Annotated in this window: 16 protein-coding genes; 4 read left to right on the top strand and 12 right to left on the bottom strand. The window is 34.8% G+C overall.

All coding sequences use genetic code 11. The features are described from left to right. Nucleotides 1-722 precede the first annotated feature (722 nt). Nucleotides 723-1,286, top strand: coding sequence for a hypothetical protein (locus AC4FQ5_RS02385; RefSeq protein WP_491140904.1), 564 nt, complete (start codon nt 723-725; stop codon nt 1,284-1,286). Nucleotides 1,287-1,415: 129 nt separating this feature from the next. Here AC4FQ5_RS02385 and serS read toward each other — a convergent pair whose 3' ends face one another. The 5 genes from serS to AC4FQ5_RS02410 all read right to left on the bottom strand — a co-directional run bounded on the left by serS (nt 1,416) and on the right by AC4FQ5_RS02410 (nt 7,588). Next, complete coding sequence (serS, locus tag AC4FQ5_RS02390) at nt 1,416-2,684, bottom strand: serine--tRNA ligase (RefSeq protein WP_491140905.1); 1,269 nt, start codon at nt 2,682-2,684, stop codon at nt 1,416-1,418. 100 nt (nt 2,685-2,784) lie between these two features. Beyond that, nucleotides 2,785-3,291 carry a hypothetical protein gene (locus AC4FQ5_RS02395; RefSeq protein WP_491140906.1) on the bottom strand — a complete coding sequence of 169 codons (507 nt, stop codon included), beginning with the start codon at nt 3,289-3,291 and terminating at the stop codon, nt 2,785-2,787. A 33-nt stretch (nt 3,292-3,324) separates the two neighbouring features. Further along, nucleotides 3,325-5,223 (bottom strand): asparagine synthase (glutamine-hydrolyzing), encoded by a 1,899-nt coding sequence (gene asnB, locus AC4FQ5_RS02400; protein ID WP_491140907.1) that lies wholly within the window; start codon nt 5,221-5,223, stop codon nt 3,325-3,327. 2 nt (nt 5,224-5,225) lie between these two features. Then, nucleotides 5,226-6,458: an oligosaccharide flippase family protein gene (locus AC4FQ5_RS02405; RefSeq protein ID WP_491140908.1), complete on the bottom strand. Its 1,233-nt coding sequence runs from the start codon at nt 6,456-6,458 to the stop codon at nt 5,226-5,228. Then, nucleotides 6,455-7,588, bottom strand: coding sequence for a glycosyltransferase (locus AC4FQ5_RS02410; RefSeq protein WP_491140909.1), 1,134 nt, complete (start codon nt 7,586-7,588; stop codon nt 6,455-6,457). Before AC4FQ5_RS02410 ends, AC4FQ5_RS02405 begins: the two co-directional genes overlap by 4 nt. 55 nt (nt 7,589-7,643) lie before the next feature. Between AC4FQ5_RS02410 and AC4FQ5_RS02415 the strand changes: the two genes are divergently transcribed. Next, the gene (locus AC4FQ5_RS02415; protein WP_491140910.1) at nt 7,644-8,453 is read left to right on the top strand and encodes a class I SAM-dependent methyltransferase; all 810 of its coding nucleotides are present in this window, start codon (nt 7,644-7,646) and stop codon (nt 8,451-8,453) included. An 8-nt stretch (nt 8,454-8,461) separates the two neighbouring features. Here AC4FQ5_RS02415 and AC4FQ5_RS02420 read toward each other — a convergent pair whose 3' ends face one another. From AC4FQ5_RS02420 to AC4FQ5_RS02445, 6 genes are all read right to left on the bottom strand, one after another. Then, nucleotides 8,462-9,277 (bottom strand): FkbM family methyltransferase, encoded by an 816-nt coding sequence (locus AC4FQ5_RS02420; RefSeq protein ID WP_491140911.1) that lies wholly within the window; start codon nt 9,275-9,277, stop codon nt 8,462-8,464. Nucleotides 9,278-9,298: 21 nt separating this feature from the next. Continuing rightward, complete coding sequence (locus AC4FQ5_RS02425) at nt 9,299-9,787, bottom strand: hypothetical protein (RefSeq protein ID WP_491140912.1); 489 nt, start codon at nt 9,785-9,787, stop codon at nt 9,299-9,301. Nucleotides 9,788-9,976: 189 nt separating this feature from the next. After that, nucleotides 9,977-10,762 carry a (Fe-S)-binding protein gene (locus AC4FQ5_RS02430; protein WP_491140913.1) on the bottom strand — a complete coding sequence of 262 codons (786 nt, stop codon included), beginning with the start codon at nt 10,760-10,762 and terminating at the stop codon, nt 9,977-9,979. A gap of 64 nt (nt 10,763-10,826) precedes the next feature. Then, on the bottom strand, nt 10,827-12,161 hold the full coding sequence (locus tag AC4FQ5_RS02435; RefSeq protein WP_491140914.1) for a 4Fe-4S dicluster domain-containing protein: 1,335 nt from the start codon (nt 12,159-12,161) through the stop codon (nt 10,827-10,829). 8 nt (nt 12,162-12,169) lie between these two features. Next, nucleotides 12,170-13,120 (bottom strand): MlaD family protein, encoded by a 951-nt coding sequence (locus AC4FQ5_RS02440; RefSeq protein WP_491140915.1) that lies wholly within the window; start codon nt 13,118-13,120, stop codon nt 12,170-12,172. A 127-nt stretch (nt 13,121-13,247) separates the two neighbouring features. Next, the gene (locus AC4FQ5_RS02445; protein ID WP_491140916.1) at nt 13,248-15,383 is read right to left on the bottom strand and encodes a peptidylprolyl isomerase; all 2,136 of its coding nucleotides are present in this window, start codon (nt 15,381-15,383) and stop codon (nt 13,248-13,250) included. 256 nt (nt 15,384-15,639) lie between these two features. Between AC4FQ5_RS02445 and lon the strand changes: the two genes are divergently transcribed. Together lon and AC4FQ5_RS02455 are read left to right on the top strand one after the other, a co-directional pair. Beyond that, nucleotides 15,640-18,045, top strand: a complete 2,406-nt coding sequence (gene lon / locus AC4FQ5_RS02450; protein WP_491140917.1) for an endopeptidase La — start codon at nt 15,640-15,642, stop codon at nt 18,043-18,045. Between the two features lie 70 nt (nt 18,046-18,115). Beyond that, entirely contained in the window at nt 18,116-19,228 is a 1,113-nt protein-coding gene (locus tag AC4FQ5_RS02455) for an AI-2E family transporter (RefSeq protein ID WP_491140918.1), read from the top strand. A 127-nt stretch (nt 19,229-19,355) separates the two neighbouring features. On the opposite strand, the gene AC4FQ5_RS02460 is transcribed toward AC4FQ5_RS02455, so the two are convergent. Further along, a complete protein-coding gene (locus AC4FQ5_RS02460) occupies nt 19,356-19,601 on the bottom strand; it encodes a bacteriocin-like protein (RefSeq protein WP_491140919.1) in 246 nt (81 codons plus the stop codon). Nucleotides 19,602-19,721 lie beyond the last annotated feature (120 nt).

A 19,721-nucleotide genomic window follows, 5' to 3' on the forward strand; every position in this document is an offset into this window, starting at 1 on the left:
TCTGCCAAACCACATCCTGAGCTGAAATGCCCGTCACTGTGCATAAGAATAATGCACTCATGTAGAGTTTTTTCATCGTTGAGTTTTTTAATTGTTGTTAATTTTTTGCAAATATAAAAATTTATTCATTTCTATTATGAGTAAAGTTTAATTTCAATCCATATTGATGATAATTTAATTTTCGGTTAATTGTTATTCATTTCATTTATTTTGTTTTTTATACTTCTTTAATGCAAATATCAATACCAGATGCGACAGAACCTGTCGTGTTATCTTAATTTAGTTTTTTTATTGATTATAGAAAATAAGAAAGGCGCAGAGCAGTAATCAATCCGTATTAGAGGCACCGCGAAGAACCCAAAGACCAGAAAGACTACGCCCGCGCCAGTAGTAGACACAGGCGTAAGTCTATCAAAATTTGGTCTTTTGGAGAAAATTCGCGGTTTTCTAATACCAATATGATAGCTTACGCTTTTATTTTTTCGTTAAAATCTGCTGCGAAGATAAAAATATTTTGATATAAATCAAAAATATAAGAAATGAATTACTCTGAAATACTAATTATAATCAATACGATTACCTGTCTGGGTTAATTTATTTCTGATTTTAATTCATTCAATTTAACATAATTAATTAAAAACTAAAAAAATACGTCAATAATTTATGTATATTCCAAAAAATAAATACATTTGTTATAGTATTAACCTTAAAAAGCACAGATAATGGCAGAAAGTAAAAACAACATCGTAACCCACGGTTTGAGTGGAAAAGTCGGAGATCTACTCGTATTCAGCCAAAGAAATGGTAAAACAGTAGTATCGAAAGCACCCAAGGAAAGAACAGGCGAAATGTCTGAAAAACAAAAGCAGCACACCCTTCGATTTCAGAAAGCTGTCCTGTATGCAAAAGCAGTTCTCAATGATCCCGTAAAAAAACAGCTGTATGAAGCAAAGGCGGATCATTCAATTGGAATGAGCACCTATAACGTAGCCGTTGCCGATCTTCTGAATGCGCCTGATATTGAAGAAATCAATCTTTCCGGCTACACAGGTAATTCGGGAGACCTTATAAAAATTGTAGCAACTGATGATTTTGGAGTAGTATCAGTACAAGTAAAAATAGAAAATGCCGACGGAACTTTAGTAGAAGAAGGCGCAGCCGTTAATAACGGAGCTGAATGGATCTATACAGCAACCGCTTCAAACCCCGATCTTGCAGGTGATAAGATCACCGTAACTGCCTCTGACGCTCCTGCCAATATGACAGAAGAGACAAAAACACTATAAAAATAAAAGTTGGGCAAGGGGTATAGAAAAGGTATAGCGACTGTATAGCGACAGCTCATTAAAAACCACTGTCAAAATGACAAAAGCCATCCGAATCGGATGGCTTTTATTGTATTATTATTGTAAAATTTAATTAATCAATTCAAACTTCGCATAATCAGCAATCTTCTTCGGAAGTTTAATTCCTTCTTCAGTCTGATTATTCTCCAGCAAAGCAGCCATAATTCTTGGCAATGCCATCGCAGAACCATTTAAGGTATGCACCAACTGAGTTTTTCCGTCAGCTTTGTAACGACACTTCAATCTGTTTGCCTGAAAGGTTTCAAAATTTGAAACCGAACTTACTTCCAGCCATTTTTCCTGAGCAGCACTCCACACTTCAAAATCGTAGGTCATTGCAGAGGCAAAACCAGTATCGCCACCACACAATCTCAAAACTCTGTAAGGCAATTCAAGATCTGTAAGGATTTCTTTGATATGCTCTACCATTTCTTCCAAAACAGCGTAAGAATTTTCAGGCTTCTCCAATCTTACAATTTCTACTTTTTCGAATTGGTGAAGACGGTTCAGACCTCTTACGTGAGCTCCGTAACTACCCGCTTCTCTTCGGTAACATTGAGAAAACGCCGTATTTTTAATCGGAAGATCTTTCTCATCCAACAAAACATCACGGTAAAGATTTGTCACAGGAACTTCCGCTGTGGGAATCAAATACAGTTCATCTGCATTGATGTAATACATCTGTCCTTCTTTGTCCGGCAACTGACCGGTTCCATATCCTGAAGCTTCATTGACAACATGAGGCGGATTCACTTCCAGATAACCGGCATTAACATTTTTATCTAAAAAATACTGAACCAAAGCTCTCTGCAATCTCGCTCCTTTTCCGAAATAAACAGGGAAACCCGCTCCGGCAATTTTTACGCCCAATTCAAAATCGATCAGGTTATATTTTTTCGCCAATTCCCAATGCGGGATTGCACCTTCACCTAAGCCTTCAACATCGTGAGACTGATAAATGATTTCATTATCATCCGCAGAAACTCCCGCTTTCACCAATTCGTAAGGTACGTTTGGAATCTGATAAAGAATGTCTAATAATTTCTTTTCAATCACTTCTAACTGTGATTTCAATTCTGTGCTCGACTCTTTGAACTGCGCTGTTTTAGATTTGGATGCTTCAGCTTCTTCTTTTTTCCCTTCTTTCATCAGAATACCAATCTCTTTGGAGATTTTATTAATTTCTGAAAGCTGGGAATCTAATTCAAACTGAATTTTCTTTCTTTCTTCGTCAGTAACGATCGCCTCGTCTACCAACTCAGGATTTTTGAATTGTCTTTTTTGAAGACCTTCTAAAACGCGTTCTTTGTTTTCGCGCAAAAAATTGACTTGTAACATTTTTGTTATTGTTGTTGGGTGTTAGATGTTTGTTGTTGGGTGTTGCAGGACTTCCATCATCCAGCTTCCGTCATCCAACAGATTTATGCAAATTTAGAGATTATTTTGTGATTTTCACGACATTACGATTTTCCGAATCTTTCGTTACCGGTAATTCTGAATCGTTGTACAGAACTTTCGACACCTCGAAAACTGTTGGTGTCCAATGGTAAAGAATTTCTAAAGTATCGTTAACTGCAGGAGCAAATGTAGTATCTGTAATTTTTTTGGTAAGAGCAACTCTGATTCTCGACCGGTAAACTCTTTCCTCAGAATCACCTCCACTTTGCAATTGTCTGGTCGCTCCGGCAATATATTCAAGATAATTTACTGAATTCTCTGAGGTTTTTGGAGAAAAACTTACGGTCGCAATATCTGTTGCTGCTAAAACATCATTCATAGAAACCGTATAAGACCCTATCGTATTGGGAACCAACAGATCTTTACCATTTGCATCCTGAATGTAAAAATTCATGATCTGATCAATTTTCTGAATAGAATCTTCGTCGCTCCTACATCCCATAAGCGTAAAACATCCGAGTAAAATTCCAAAAAGCAGATTTTTCATAGTGCAAAGGTAAAATATAAAATGAAACTGATTTTACTGATTTTCAAAATATTTCTGGTACCAAAGCTCAAAAGTGACCAATTGCCAGATTTTTACATAATCATACTCGTCTTTCTGGTTTTGCCACCAATCATCAACGATTTCTGCATTGAAGAATTTTCTTTTTTTAAGGCTTTCTAAATTTTCAATGATAAATTCCTGAATCTTTTTCTCATTTTTAATGAAATAAGCCAAAGGAAAAGAAAATCCGCGTTTGGGCATATTTAAAACTTCGGAAGGAAGATATTTTTGGGCAACTTTTCTTAGTAAAGGTTTATTCTGAATTCCATTAAATCTAAAATTTTCCGGCAAAGATGAAACGTAATCGATCAAATCATTGCTCAAATATGGATATCGAAACTCAACTCCATATTTCATCGCACTAAGATCGTCTCGGAAAACGTGGTGAGACGAAAGAGAATATTTCATGTCATATTCAAACAATCCCTTGTAATCTTTGGTTTCAGACAAATGGAATTTCTTTAGATTGGGATTGATCTGATTAAAGATTTCTTTTTTTAATACATTTTTCGCCTGCATAGGTTTCATACCGACTTGGCTTTGTCTGAAAAAATCAAATAAAGAATCCTGAGAAAAGTAATTCTTAACCTTTTGTGAAAAATGATCTTTTGTGAAAATAAAGTTTCTTACAAAATTGAAATTCTTCATCAAAAGCCATTTATTGAGCTTTAAAGAATGAGAATATCCTGCAAACAATTCATCTGCACCATTTCCACTGAGAACGACTTTAAACCCTAAATTTTTAGCGTATTCAGCAGCATTCATCAAAACTTCCAAGCTGCTGTATGGTTCTTCAAAATGCTGAATATTTTCTTTTAGCTGATCTAAAACTTCATCATCCGTCACTTTTTTGATGTGATGCGGAATTTTAATTTTATCAGCAACCAAAGAAGCATTTTTTATTTCATCTTCAGAGAACGGATATGCAATTGTGAATGCATTAATGTCATTCTTATAAGGTTTTGACTGAGCCGTAATCAAAGTAGAATCTATCCCACCGCTCATCATACTTGCAACCGGAACGTCGGCATAAAGCTGTTCCTGTACACTTTCTGAAAGCAATTTATCAATTTCTGAAACTGCCTCCTCTTCAGAAATATCAATTCGTTGATGAGGAAAATTCCAATAAAATTCTTTTGTTGTTTTAAAATCATTTAAATCAATCGTCATCAACGAAGCCGGTTCTAAAGAAAAAATATCTTTAAAACAGGTTTCCGGAGCTAAGGTTGTCTGAAAAAGAAAATTGGTATAAACACCCTGCCAATTGATTTCCGGATTTAAATATTCATTTTTGAGAAGAGATTTTATTTCGGAAGCCCACAAAATTACATCCTGATTTCTGTAATAAAAAAGAGGCTTTAAACCTACCCGGTCTCTTGCTAAGATTATTTTATTTTTATCTGAATCGATCAGAGCAATCGCAAACATTCCGTCAAATCTGGCAAACATTGCAGTTCCCCAAGCTTGATATGATTTTAAAATAACTTCTGTATCTGAATGGCTTTTAAACGTATACCCTAAATCTTCAAGCTCTTTTCTGAGCTTTTTAAAATTATAAATTTCACCGTTGAAAGTAATCGTGATTTTCTCGTCATCCGAAAGCATCGGTTGATGTCCTTTTTCGGATAAATCTAAAATGGAAAGCCTGCGAAAACCTAAAGCCAGTTGAGAATTTTCGTCTTTCAGAACAGGAAATATTTCTTTGATTTTCTGAGTAGAATCTTCACCGGAAAAAGATTTCCCATGCAATCCATCGGAAAGCCAGAAACCTTCATCATCCGGACCGCGATGTTGAATGGCTCTATTCATTTCTAAAATATTTTTAGAAGAAATTTCTTTCTTAAATGAATAATAACCGCAGATTCCGCACATGATCAGATTTTTTTGGATTCGTAAAAATAAGCAAAAGCAGGCAAAATTCCCGATAAAGCGAGACACCCAAATGTCACATAGGAAACTCCTGTCAAACCATATTCAGGAATGGCAAGATAAAGACTGAGCGAAGTCGCAAAAAGCATAAAGGCAGAAATAACCAAATTCCACATTGTTTTACCAATCGAAGCCAACATATAGACGAATAAAACTCTGAAAATCAGAGAAATCACCGCAGCAAACAAAAGTATTCTGTAAATTTCAGTGTTCTGATATTGATGTCCAAAAATGGAAAGTATTTGTTTGTCGAAAAAAACACCGATAGCCAAAATAACAATTCCAACAGCTGTAAAAAGCTTCCAGTAATTGAAAATGAATTGATACTGATATTTTTTATCACGATGATGCTGACACAACTTTGGATATTCGGTCTGCATAAATATAAATCCCAAAACCAAAATATTCATCGGAATCATCGAGCTTACTTTATAATACGCAACATCCTGCTCTTTCATTAATAATCCGATGAAAAATATATCAAGAATAAAAACGAGCTCCCCAATTTGGGTGGTAAGCGCAGTCGTCCAGGAAAAACGCCAGAATTCTTTACTTCTGAAATCGTTAAATGTTATTTTTTTTAATGAAAAACTAAATTTTCGGTCGTAAAAAAACAAAAAGAACGGAGAAATACAGAGACTTAAAATAAATCCGTTTAAATTCCAAAAGTAAGTGCACAAAACGCCTAAAATCAGTGAAGTAACAGAAAGGAAAATATCAAATTTAGCAAAGGTCTGATTATCTAAATCTGCACGGTATTCAGCTTTTTTTTGCTCAACCAAATACATTCCCAAAAAACGGATGCTGAATAAGAGGATCAGTTTAATTTTAACAAATTCATCCCAATACAAAATTCCTGAAATCAAAATCATGATCAATGTGAGGATGAAATTATAGATCAGTCCGTAAGAAAAAGCGTATTGAAAAAGCTGTTTTCTTTGAAACGAGTTTTCAATTCCGGAACCATATTTTACAACACCTTGTGCTGCTCCAAAACCGGAAAATGCTAAGAAAATCGTAAGGAAATTCAGCCCAAATGTTGCTGCTCCAAAATCTTCCTTCGACAAGATCCGTGCAACAAAAACACTTAATAAAAATGCAGAAAGTCTCGCTATGAGTAAAGACAAACCTACCCAAATTCCTTTTTTAGCAACGAAATCTCTGATAAAAGTGATCATTCTTTGAGTACAAATTCATAAACTTCAGAAAAAGCTTCTGCTATTTTTTCCGGACTGTATTTTTCTTTGATTTGCTGATGTAAAATCTCAGGACTTTCAAAATTTACTTGGTGTAAAAGAACTTTTTCCATAGCCAAATACAAATCTTCTACATTATTTTTCTCGACTAAAACACCTGTCTTTTCATTCACAAATTCCGGCACTCCGCCAACTTTGGAAGATATGACAGGAATTCCACAAGCGTTCGCTTCTACCAAAACACAACCCTGGGTTTCGTTTTCACTGAAAAGAATTAGCGCATGAGATTGCTGCATTTTTTCTGCAACTCCCGATAAAGGTAAAAGCCCAAATGTCGAAATATAATCGGATGCTGAAAGATCAATAATCTGTTTTTCAAGATGTTTGAAATCACTTCCACCAATTTTCAGATGAAATTTGTACCCTGCATCAAACAACTTTTTGGCAGCAATAATGATTTTATCCGGATTTTTTCTTTCAACCAAAGATGAAACGTGTAAAAATGTAAAAACTTCGTCTTTTTTCACTTCATTATTCAGCTTAAAAACATCTGTGTTTACTACGTTTGATATTACATGTATAGGTTTTTTTACCCCTAAAGCGATCAAACCTTTTTTCAAATTTTCACTTACCGGTAAAACTGCGGAAGACTGGTTGGCAATCCATTTAGCGAAAAAACGCCACACCTTTCCATGGGCATCAGAAGCATTTTCCTGATAGGCTGTCCAATGTTCTGAGATAACGAAAGGAATATTCAATTTATTTTTAAGATAAACTGCAAAAAATATAGAATTGTGCAAAACATTTGCATGCACTAAATCCGGTTTCTGCATTCTTGAAAATCCTATTTTGTAAGCTTTCATTCTGCGGTAAAAATTCTGAAGAGGATTTTTTGAATTTCTATAATAAACAATTACTGTTTTAATTCCATTAACGACCTGATCATCAATTAAATATTTTTCTTTTTGATGAAAATCTCCGATAGAATGCAAAATTTCAACATGATGTTTTAAAGATACAGCTTCAGCATGTCTTTGAACAAAATTACCATTAGACGGCTCAACTTTGTTTGGAAACCAGGAAGAGATGAAGAGGATATTTTTTCTTTCCAAAATTTTATTTAAATGTATCTTTGTTTATCATTTATATCAAACGAATCTAAGCAAAATGAACGCTAAAATTAATAAAATTCTTTCTTTTATTCGAATAATTCTTAAAAAGCCCAGTTTAGTCAATATCATTTTAGACAGTCCGCTCGTAGCTGAAGAAAGATTTAAAAAGTTTTATCCTAATCTAACTTCATTACCTCAAATTGATATAGAACAACTCTGTGAAGAAATCGTTAAGAACATTGATACTTTCATTCTTGACGGCGGGTCTTTGATAACAGATTTGCAACTCCTTTCTGCTCTTGCTGCAAGAAAAGATGTCAATTCTTACCTTGAAATCGGAACTTGGCGTGGTGAAAGTGTTCATAATGTCGCCAGATATGTTGATGACTGTACCACAATTAATCTTTCTAAAGAAGAAATGAAAGCAATGGGATTGAGTCATGAATATGCAGAACAGCACGGAATTCTTTCAGGCAAAAATCCAAAAATTCTACATCTCGGAGCCAATACCAAAACTTTTGATTTTGCTTCGTTAAACAAAAAATACGATTTAGTTTTTATCGACGGAGAACACAGTTATGAAATGGTTTTAAATGATACTCAAAAAGTGTTTAAACATCTTCTGCATGAAAATTCTATTGTTGTGTGGCATGATTACGCTTACAGTCCGCAAAATATACGGTATGATGTTTTCCAGGCGATATTAGACGGTGTCGGAAGTGAGAATCATTCTTATCTCTATCATCCAAAGAATACGATTTGCGCCGTTTTTACAAAGGCTAAATTGAAATCATCAACTTTTGATAAGATGAAATTTCCTGAAAATATATTTACGATTGGAATAGAAAAGAAAACTTTTTCTTAAAATATAGTTTAATTTAATTCTGGAACCCCGAAAACCGCATTATAAGACTGTTCATCGCTGCTAAGTTTTTTGAGTATTTTATAATTAAATGTACTGAATAAATTCATGATTTCCGTTTCACTATGTCCGGAATCTTCTAAAGTTTTGTGATTGATTTCTATTAAAATCTGAGGTTTGATTTCGGTTAAAATCCTGGTCATTCCTAAAAGTGCATCGTATTCTCCTCCTTCAATATCAATTTTAATTAAATCAATTCTGTTAATCTGATGATCAGCCGAATATTGATCTAATGTCGTGCTTTCAACCACTTCTTTTGAAGTAAAATCTTTCAGGAAAGCAGAAGCCATTCCGATATTGTTATCTTTCTCGTTATATAAAATTTCGATTGTAGAATTCTGACCGGAAATCGCTTTATTTTCAGCAATAATATTTTCAAATTTGTTGAGCAAAATATTTTCTTTAAACTGATTACAGTTCGGAGGAAATGCTTCGAAAGCATAGATTTTCCCTTTCTCTCCGACGATTTTGGAAGCGTTGAGAGAGAAAAGTCCGATATTTGCACCGATGTCAACAAATACATTTCCCGGTTTCAGAAAGTCTGAGAGGTAATCAATTTCAGGCTTTTCATAATCTCCGAGGAAGTACAATTGTTGCTGAATCCAATCAGATAAGTTAATCCGAAGTTTTAAATTTTCTCTGTAAGTTATCTGTTTTTTTACACCGGCGAAAAGCTGATATGGGTTGAAAATATGCTTATGAAATCCAAAATATCTTTTCCTGAAAAAATGAATTCTAAATAAATTTCTGAATAATTCGGCTATCAATTTCCCCACTTTCAAAAAAAATTATTTGATTCCGGCTGCCCAGCTTCTGTTGAAAGGAAGTAAAAAATTTCCTAAAAATTCGAGATAGGTGTTTTTAGAAAAATCAAAAACCTCAATTTCTTTAGATAATTCGCCGCTTCTTACTTTATTTTTAAAGTCTAAAAGTTTTAATGTTTTTACTTCGCCATTTTCTATAAAACTTGCTTTCATACGGTCAAATAATCCCAATTGATACTCTTCATCAATCTCTCTCATGACTTTCCCTAAAGCATCAATACTGCATCCGGAAGCCATCTCTTTTTCTTCGTCTACGCAGATTACGATAAACTGATTTTTTTCAATTTTAAAAGAGGATGAAAGCGGTTTTCCATGAGCCGCCCAACCTGCAAGAAAGTCGTATAATTTTTCTGTAATAACTTTTGCTTCTTTGGTTGTAAAAGCTCGTGACGCAGGATAAATAATCACTCTGTAATCTTCGGCTTCAACTATATTTGATTCTTCGATTTTCATATGTAGGTATCTATTATTTAATGGTCATATACTATCGCCCATCTTCATTGGTTTATATATCAAAACCAGTCATGGTGATTTCATTTAATACTTTTAAAAAACAAAATTACGCAATTTTATTGATTCAAATTTTTAAATAAAAAAACTCAGGAACAATCCTGAGTTTAATATAGTTTTAAAAAGTAAAACTTATAAATCTTCAGCTTCAGCCAAAAGTTCTACAATATCTTTTACTTCAACTTCAGTATTTTTATTGAAATGTTTTACGCCATCAGTCAACATGGTATTGCAAAACGGACAACCTGTAGCGATGATTTTTGGTTCAAAAGACAAAGCTTCTTCAGTTCTTTCAATATTGATATCCTTATCTCCTTTTTCAGGTTCTTTAAACATTTGGGCTCCTCCTGCTCCACAACATAAACCGTTTGTCTTGCAACGCTTCATTTCAACCAACTCGGCATCCAGTTTTTCCAAAAGCATTCTTGGTGCTTCGTATTCACCATTTGCTCTTCCAAGATAACAAGGATCGTGAAATGTAATTTTTTTACCTTTAAAAGCTCCGCCTTCAATTTTCAGTCTTCCTTCATTCATCAATTGTTTCAAGAACTGAGTGTGATGAATCACCTCATAATTTCCTCCTAAACTTGGATACTCGTTTTTCAGCGTATTGAAACAGTGTGGACAAGCCGTAACGATTTTCTTCACTTCATAAGCGTTCAGAACTTCGATATTCGTCATTGCCATCATTTGGAAAACAAATTCATTACCTGCTCTTTTTGCGGGATCACCTGTGCAGCTTTCTTCCTGTCCGAGAACGGCAAATTCAACCCCTATTTTATTCAGGATTTTACAGAATGCTTTGGTGATTTTTTTTGCTCTGTCGTCAAAACTTCCGGCACAGCCTACCCAAAACAAAACTTCAGGCGATTTTCCTTCGGCAGCATAATCTGCCATTGTTTTTATAGTGAAATCCATTTTGTTATAAAATGTATTTTGTATTAATTTGAATTAAAATTTCAGGAAATGATTTATACAATAATTAATCATTTGCCCAATTCAGACGATCGGCCTGATTGTATTGCCAAGGTGCTGCATTGTTTTCTACGTTGGTCATCATCAGATTTAACTCCTGTGGTGCCGCAGATTGTTCCATGACTAAAAATCTTCTCATTTCGAAAATGATAGATAAAGGATCAAGCAATACCGGACAAGCCTGAGTACATGCATTACAAGTGGTACAAGCCCAAAGTTCTTCTTTTGTGATATAATCGTTCAATAATTTTTTACCGTCATCTTCAAACTTACCGTTTTTGTCGATATTTCTTCCTACTTCTTCGAGACGATCTCTGGTTTTCATTAAAATCAATCTTGGCGATAATTTTTTGCCGGTAATATTTGCCGGACAAACTGAAGTACAACGACCACATTCCGTACAAGAATAAGCATTCAAAAGCTGGACCTGATTTAAATCAAAAACATCTTCTGCACCAAATTTTGACGGAGCTTCTGCAACAGCACCTTCTGCCGGAGCTGCGTAAGGATTTGCATTTGGATCCATCATCAATTTAATTTCAGCAGTAACTGAATCTAAATTATTAAACTTTCCGTACAAATCTAAATTGGCATACCAAGTACTAGGGAACGCTAAAATGATATGTAAATGTTTAGAATAATAAAGGTAATTCATGAAGAACAGAATTCCTACAAAGTGCAACCACCATGCTGATCTTTCAACAAAAACTAAAAACCCGTTATCAAAACTGAAAATCTCAAAAAATGGAACTAATGTCATTTGACTAATAGGAAAACTTCCATGTTCAGCCAAAATTCCTCTTTGTTGCAAAATGAGATCTGAAGAATTCATGGTAAAGAAAAAAACCATCAAAGCAAATTCGATGATCAAAATCCAATTGGCATCATTTTTTGGCCATCCGAAAAGTTCTTTCATCGTTAATCTTTTAACACCGTAGAAATTTCTTCTGATAAAAAATAATACAACACCAATAATAACAAGAAGTGCTAAAACTTCAAGAGTTGCTGTAAAAATATTGTAAAAAGTATGTCCGAAAATTGTCGCTAAAAACCTATGAGTTCCGAAAATTCCGTCAACGATGATTTCGATTAATTCGATATTAATAATTACAAAACCTACATACACAAAAAGGTGAAGAATACCCGCGACAGGCCTTTTCACCATTCTACTCTGACCCATTGCTACACGAGCCATAGTTTCCCAACGTTCAGCTTTTCTGTCGCTCCGGTTGATCTCTCTTCCTAATCTGATATTTCTATAAATCTTAAGAAGGCTTTTCCCGAATAGCCCAAAACCTGCAACTAATAAAATCAGAAAAATTATATTGTCAAGATATTCCATAAGGATGATTAGTCTTTACTGTTCTTACCAAATACTGAGAAATTCACATATTTCTTAGGATTTGCTTTCAAATCTTCAATCAAAGAATTTAAATTGTTGGATGCTGCATTCAGATTATTATACAGCTGATCATCTTTCATGATTTTACCTAAGCTCCCTTCTCCCCTGTCAATTCCAGCAACTACATTATTGAGTTTTCCCACGGTTGCATCAAGATTAGCGATGGTCTGGTTCAATTGTTTGGTATCAATACTTTCTGCAAGATTTCCGTATTTATCCAGAGTAACTTTACCTGTCTTCATTGTAATGCTTGCATCATCCAGAACTTTCTGAAGTTTCGGGTCATTGTTTCCTACCAGTTTATTTACGCTTCCGGCAGTTGTTTGCAACGCACCGACAGTTTTATTTAAATTATGAAGCAAGATCTTTATTTCTTCTCTGTTCTGCTCATTCATTACCTGATTCGCATTCACCATCAAAGAATCAACTCTGTGCAAAACTGTCTGCAACTGATCTTTCACAGGACCTACCTGTGAAGAAAGACTATTCATCATTCCCAATTTAAAAGCTCCTTGCAGAGTATCACCGTCTTTTGCAGTCGAACCTCCATAGGCAAGATTTACTCTCATTTCTTTACCGGACATCAATCCCGGTTCGAAAATTTCAAGTGTAGAATTTTTTGAAAATTCGAAATTGTCATCTACCGTGATTTTTACAATAAAATGAATTTTTCCATCTTTTGCAGTAACAGGAGCAATATTATCAACCTGCCCAACCTTTAATCCATTGATGGAAACGGGGGAAGACTGTGTAAGACCTTCAACGTTATCATATTTTGCATAAAATATATTATCGGTGGTAAAAAGGCTTCTGCCTTTCATGAATTGGAACAAAACGACAAAGCCGACAACAGCTAAGATCGCTATTAAACCAGCTTTTATTTCTTTACTGAACTTCACTTTTTATATTTTTTCTAGTAAGCAAATATAGTACATTTAAATTAATGTTTTTTCTTTATTGCTATGGGTTAAACACAAAAAAAGTGGCAAAAACTCTGCCACTTTTATATTATTGATTTTGGATGTCTTATTGCTGATTGCCAAGCTTACTCCAGATTTCAATTCTGTAATCATCAATATCTGCATTATCCTGTAAACTTTTTAGCCAAGCCTGACCGAACATTCCTGCATTTCTTTGAGTAACTGATTCTGCAAATTGCTTAGCATCTCCCGGTTGCTTGTTGATGGTCTCGTTCTTTTTGACCAAAACATACACTCCTGTTCCGCCTTCGATAACATTTGAGATTGCTCCTTTTTTAACACCGAATGCAGCACCCGCAACTTTAGGTTCCATTGCACCGGCAACTGACGGGTTGAGCATATTAACCTGAGCAGACTGTTTAGTTGTGGCAAAAGTTTTAGCCACCTGATCTAAGCTTGAAGGTTTTCCTATTTTATCAGAAATCATCTTCGCTGCTTTCTTATTCATTACAATCGTCTCGATCTGATCTCTTACAGATTCAGGATCTGCAAGACCTTTTTCCTGTTTTCCGTTTAAGTAAACAACAATCTTATCTCCCGTTCCGTCAACTGTGAAAATTTCAGAATTTCCTTTTTCTCTTTTCTTATCAAAAGCCCAGGCAATGATTTCACCATCTTTATCGGTTCCTAATCCCTGTAACTGACCATCAAATCTCTTAGCAGATTTTGCGTTTGAGTATTGATAGTTTGATTTTTTAGCAAGATTTACAAAATCATTAAATGACTTCCCTTGAACCTGCTGAATAAATCTTCTTGAATTTTTATCGACTACAGCTTCTGTAGCTTCAGAAGGCTTGATAGATTTTACTAAGTGACCTACTTTGTAACCTAATTTTTTATCATCAACCTTTATGATATGATAACCGAAAGAAGTTTCCGCTAACCCAATATTTCCTACATCATTTTTACGTAAAAAATCTAAATACTCAGGTGCAAATTGGCTCTGAGAAGTAGTCCAACCCACACTTCCTTTTCTGTCGACAGCATTTGGTTCATCAGACAACTTCAAATCTTCTGCAAATTTCGCAGGATTCGCTTTAATTCCAGCCAATAAGCTATCAGCAATTTTCTTAGCTGCTTCTTTCGTTCTAGTAGCTGTTGAACGTTCTGCTCCTTTGTATGCAATTAGAATATGACTAGAAGTGACAGAATCTGAAGCTTTTTTCTTATCAATCAATTTGGAAACAACATATAGATTCTGTTCTTTATAAGGACCGAAAGTCTGACCAATTGCAGCTGTTTCGATTTTACCTTTTAACCCTTGAGGCATTTGGTTTGCCGAAACATACTGATTATTGAAAGGAACATCAGAATTTGCCGTCACAAACATAGAATCGTTTGTAGTATTCATAAAGTTCTCTTTTCCGCCACTTTCGTCTGTTCCTACAGAGTATATTTTTGTAATATCTTTCAATACTGCAGCATCGTCTGCCGGACTTGGCTGTGAAGGAAAAAATACAATACCCAGATTTCTGCTTGGCTCAGTTTTGAACATGACAGGATGTTGGTCTATGTAATTTTTTAAATCTTCAGTAGTAACTTTGATTTTATTTTTTTGAAGATATGAAGAATAATCAACCTTTACAAAATCGATATCAGCAAGTTGATCTCTCTCTTTTATTAATTCTTCAGCCTCTTTTTTACCTGTAGTGATCCCAGTCGAAATATTTGCAAAAACCTGTCTTGCCATGATTCTGTACTCGATCGTTTTTCTGGTTTTCAGCCATTGGCTGTAACCTTCCGGGTTTGTATTTTGTAAAGTTTCAATCTCTTTCTTCAATTCCTGAAGCTTGAAATTTCCTTTTTCATCAAAAAGCTGTTGGTTCTGAGCAAACATCTGATCATACTGAATCTGATTCCAGAACAGATCGTCTGTCATTTCAAATCCCATTTTTTCAAATTGTTGCTTTACCAGTTTTGATTGCACAAGCAATTGCCAAGCCTGTTCTTCAAGTCCGCTTTTTGGCTGCTGCTGTTGATCAGCTTGTTGCTGTAATATGAAAAGCTGGTCGTTATACTCCTCACGGGTGATTTTTTCACCATTTACTTTTCCTAAAACATCAGGATTTTTTCCAAAAACTTTATCGAGACTTTCTGGGTTTACCAAAAACGCTAAAAGCGCCAATGCGATCATTCCCATCAAAAGCCAAGGTCTACTCCTAATCTGTCCTAAAATTGCCATTTTATAAATATAGTTTTATATCAGTGTGCGAAAATACACATTTTTAAGAAATTAGAGAAATATAAGTCGGTTTTTTAATTTTTAAAATTTAAATCCTGATAAAATGGAAATTTTGACCGTATTTTTTATCAAAAAACAAATGGCATAAGTATTGTGAAAATTACGTACGCATTATATGTAAAGCATTTTCTAAACATATTTTGATTTATCCTTTAACGATTTAAACTATAAATGACAATTTGTCATTCAACTTATTATGACAGAATTTGAAGATATAAATTTTGATGAAATCTTAGGCGAAGGTTTTGATATTGTAGCTGAAGAGATCAATCTTTCTGATATTAACGAAAACCAGAAAAACTCTGAGCAGATTATTTTCCCCATTCTCCCGGTAAGAAATATGGTAATGTTCCCGAATGTGGTGATTCCTATCACTGCAGGGAGAAAGACGTCAATCCAGCTTCTTGAAGAGGCGCAGCAAAATGGTGACCTGATCGGAATTGTAAGTCAGAAAAACTCGGATATTGAGCAACCTTCAGAAAAAGATTTTTATCAGGTCGGAACTTTGGCGAAGATCATAAAAATCATTAAACTTCCTGAAGGAAATGTAACTGCAATTACAAAAGGTTTTCAAAGATTTAAAATAAAAAAAATTACGGGTAACCAGCCTTATTTTAAAGGTGAAATTACCCGACTGAAAGACTCTAAAGCAAAAAACAAAGAAGAATACGAAGCATTATTGGAAAACATAAAAGATTTAGCTCTAAAAATAATTGAGCTTGATCCTAATATTCCCAATGCAGCAAATTTTGCCATTAAAAACATCAACAATAATGATGATTTGCTGAATTTTATCTGTACGAATGCTAATTTCCCTTATTCAGAAAAGCAAAAACTGCTTGAGGAGAAAAGTCTGATGGAAAGAGCCAATAAGTGCTACGAAATGATGCATGAAGACTTCAGAAAGCTGGAACTAAGAAATCAGATTCACCAGAAAACATCGAAAGATCTTGACAAACAGCAAAGAGAATATTTCCTGAATCAGCAGATCAGAACCATTCAGGATGAGCTTGGTGGCGGTCCGGAAAGCGATGTTGAAGATTTGCTGAAAAAAGCAAAAGATAAAAACTGGAAACCCGAAGTAGAAGAACACTTCCAGAAGGAAATCGCAAGACTGCAGAGACAAAATCCTAACTCACCGGATTATAATGTTCAGAGAAATTATCTGGATTTTTTTACTGACCTTCCGTGGGAAACCTTTACCAAAGACACTTTTGACATTGAGAAAGCTGAAAAAGTTTTAGACAAAGCTCATTTTGGCTTAGAAGATATTAAAAAAAGAATCCTGGAACACATGGCTGTTCTAAAATTAAAAAACAACATGAAATCTCCTATCCTATTGTTGGTAGGTCCTCCGGGAGTGGGTAAAACTTCTCTAGGAAAATCTGTTGCGGATGCTTTGGGAAGAAAATATGTACGCGTTTCTTTGGGCGGACTTCATGACGAAAGTGAAATCCGTGGTCACAGAAAAACCTATATCGGTGCAATGGCAGGAAGAATTCTTCAATCTATTAAAAAATCGGGCACATCAAATCCTGTGATTGTTTTAGACGAAATTGATAAAGTAGGAAAAGGAATGCACGGCGACCCAAGTTCTGCTTTGCTTGAAGTACTTGATCCTGAGCAGAATAATGCTTTCTATGATAATTTCCTTGAAATGGGGTATGATTTGTCTAAAGTGATGTTTTTGGCAACAGCAAACTCTTTATCAACGATTCAGACTCCGCTTTTGGACAGAATGGAAATCATTCAGATTGCGGGTTATACGTTAGAAGAAAAAATTGAGATTGCAAAGAGACATTTAATTAAAAAACAGCAGGACGAAAACGGTTTGACGGCAAAATCTTTCAAACTTGGAAATGCTGAACTTAAACATATTATCGAAGCCCATACTTCTGAAAGCGGAGTGCGGTCTTTAGAAAAAAGAATTGCCGGAATTGCTCGTTGGGTAGCTTTACAAACCGCTTTAGTGAAAGAGTATGATGCTAAAATTTCTGTTGAAAAAGTAGATGAAATACTGGGTGTTCCAAGACCGAAAAGCTTGTCTGAACTGACAGACGTTCCGGGAGTTGTTACAGGATTGGCTTGGACTAGTGTTGGCGGTGATATTTTATTTATCGAAAGCATTACAAGTACCGGAAAAGGAAATCTTACCATGACCGGAAATCTTGGAACAGTAATGAAAGAATCTGCAACGATTGCATTAGAATACATTAAAGCTAAACATGAAGATCTAGGAATTACGGAGGATGATTTGGAAAAGAAAAACATCCACGTTCACGTTCCGGAAGGCGCAACGCCGAAAGACGGACCTTCTGCCGGAATTGCAATGCTGACTTCGATGGTTTCTACATTCAGAAATAAAAAAGTAAGACCCCATTTGGCAATGACAGGCGAAATTACTCTAAGAGGAAAAGTACTTCCTGTAGGTGGAATCAAAGAGAAATTGTTGGCCGCAACAAGAGCAGGAATTAAAGAAGTAATCCTTTGTGAAGCCAACAGAAAAGATGTGGAAGAAATCAAGCAGGATTATCTGAAAAATCTGAAAGTAAATTATGTAAATTGGATGACCGAAGTTCTTGAACTCGCCATTGAAAAATAATTTTTAGCAATAAAATCTAAAAACCTCATCATAACGGTGAGGTTTTTGTTATGTTTGGAAAAACTTTATCATGAATTGTTTTAAACTTCCTTTTCTGTTAAAACTTGCCCTTGCCGTAGTTTCAATCATTGGAATCGGATATCTTATCAAACTTGGACAAAGCATTTTGGCTCCGTTCTTTTTGGCGTTTCTGATGGCAATGCTTTTTTTACCGGTTGCCAATTTTTTTGAAAAAAGATTAAAATTTCCAAGATCGCTGTCTACCATAGTTTCTGTTACCATGATGCTGGTTATTCTGACAGGATTGATCTATTTCTTCGGGTCACAGATTTCGAGTTTCAGCAGAGATTTGCCACACTTAACCAAACAATTCAATATGGTTTTCCATAACCTTCAGACCTGGGTTTCTCATACTTTTAATGTGAAAATTGATGAGCAGCTCGATTATCTTGATCAGGGTTTAGGTAAACTTTTGTCTTCTTCGGGTGTGATTTTGGGATTCACTTTCGGTATTTTTTCTTCAAGTCTGGGGTTTTTGGCTTTCTTTATCTTGTTTTTCATCTTTATTTTAAATTACAGGAGAATTTTAAATAATTTCATTGTTAATGTTTTTAATGAAAAGCACAAAACAAGTGTACAGGAAGTAGTTTCTGAAGTAAGAATTATGACCAAAAGATACATCATTGGTCTTTGTCTTCAGATCTTGATCGTATCGACACTTACTACGATTGTTCTTACAGTTTTAGGCGTAAAATATGCTATTTTGCTTGGTGTTTTGACAGGATTATTAAACGTTATTCCCTATATCGGAATTTGTATTTCGCTTTTGATCTCGTGTTTCATTGCATTTGCAACAGGAACGGTTTCTACCTGCGTGTACGTTGCAATTGGATATGTGATTGTACATGCTATTGACGGTAATATTGTTCTTCCATTCGTAGTGGGCTCAAAAGTGAAAATCAACGCTTTATTTTCTTTTATCGGAATTCTTTTAGGTGAGCATCTTTGGGGGATTTCAGGAATGTTTCTCTGTATCCCGGCGATTGCGATCATCAAAATTATTTTTGAAAGAGTTGAAGGATTAAAACCTTGGGGAAAACTGTTAGGCGAAGATGAAAAACCCAACAAAAAGAAAAAAAGCTACAAAATTTCGAAGAATATTACCTTGAAGGAAATGGATTAAAGAAGTAAAAAATGAAAAGCCCGTTTCACAATTAGTTGAAAACGGACTTTTTATTTCAATTTATCTCCTTTCAGAGAATGGTTTTTTCAACTAAAGATTCTTAGTTGTGAGACATACAATTTTGTATTTATCCTAAAGGACAAAGAGGACTCATTCCGTTGGGACAAGTTTGATCGCACGGAATATAAGACTGACTGTCCGGGCAATAACCCAAAACAGGATCTCCTCCTCCACCAGAACCGCCCAAACAAGGATCTCCCGGTGGAATTATACATGGGCATCCTATTGGTCCTATATCACATTTCCCAGAACCGCCGGCTCCATTAATTCCTTTTAAATCTTCTCGATTTAATTTTTTAAAATTTTTCAACATATTTTAATATTTTAACTTGACTTGTAAACAAATATATAAAATATTAAAATATAAAATAAAATTATTTCTCTAAAAAGAGAAGAAAAAGGAACTTGTTTTTTAATTACAAATGAGAAAATA

This window comes from Chryseobacterium sp. DT-167 (genome assembly GCF_058310155.1).

Bases quoted from the DNA above. Each gene is read 5' to 3' on its own strand.
- serS (WP_491140905.1), bottom strand. From the start codon at position 2,684: ATGTTACAAGTCAATTTTTTGCGCGAAAACAAAGAACGCGTTTTAGAA.
- AC4FQ5_RS02445 (WP_491140916.1), bottom strand. From the start codon at position 15,383: ATGGCAATTTTAGGACAGATTAGGAGTAGACCTTGGCTTTTGATGGGA.
- AC4FQ5_RS02385 (WP_491140904.1), top strand. From the start codon at position 723: ATGGCAGAAAGTAAAAACAACATCGTAACCCACGGTTTGAGTGGAAAA.
- AC4FQ5_RS02455 (WP_491140918.1), top strand. From the start codon at position 18,116: ATGAATTGTTTTAAACTTCCTTTTCTGTTAAAACTTGCCCTTGCCGTA.
- AC4FQ5_RS02425 (WP_491140912.1), bottom strand. From the start codon at position 9,787: ATGAAAATCGAAGAATCAAATATAGTTGAAGCCGAAGATTACAGAGTG.
- AC4FQ5_RS02430 (WP_491140913.1), bottom strand. From the start codon at position 10,762: ATGGATTTCACTATAAAAACAATGGCAGATTATGCTGCCGAAGGAAAA.
- AC4FQ5_RS02395 (WP_491140906.1), bottom strand. From the start codon at position 3,291: ATGAAAAATCTGCTTTTTGGAATTTTACTCGGATGTTTTACGCTTATG.
- AC4FQ5_RS02435 (WP_491140914.1), bottom strand. From the start codon at position 12,161: ATGGAATATCTTGACAATATAATTTTTCTGATTTTATTAGTTGCAGGT.
- AC4FQ5_RS02405 (WP_491140908.1), bottom strand. From the start codon at position 6,458: ATGATCACTTTTATCAGAGATTTCGTTGCTAAAAAAGGAATTTGGGTA.
- asnB (WP_491140907.1), bottom strand. From the start codon at position 5,223: ATGTGCGGAATCTGCGGTTATTATTCATTTAAGAAAGAAATTTCTTCT.
- AC4FQ5_RS02415 (WP_491140910.1), top strand. From the start codon at position 7,644: ATGAACGCTAAAATTAATAAAATTCTTTCTTTTATTCGAATAATTCTT.
- AC4FQ5_RS02460 (WP_491140919.1), bottom strand. From the start codon at position 19,601: ATGTTGAAAAATTTTAAAAAATTAAATCGAGAAGATTTAAAAGGAATT.
- lon (WP_491140917.1), top strand. From the start codon at position 15,640: ATGACAGAATTTGAAGATATAAATTTTGATGAAATCTTAGGCGAAGGT.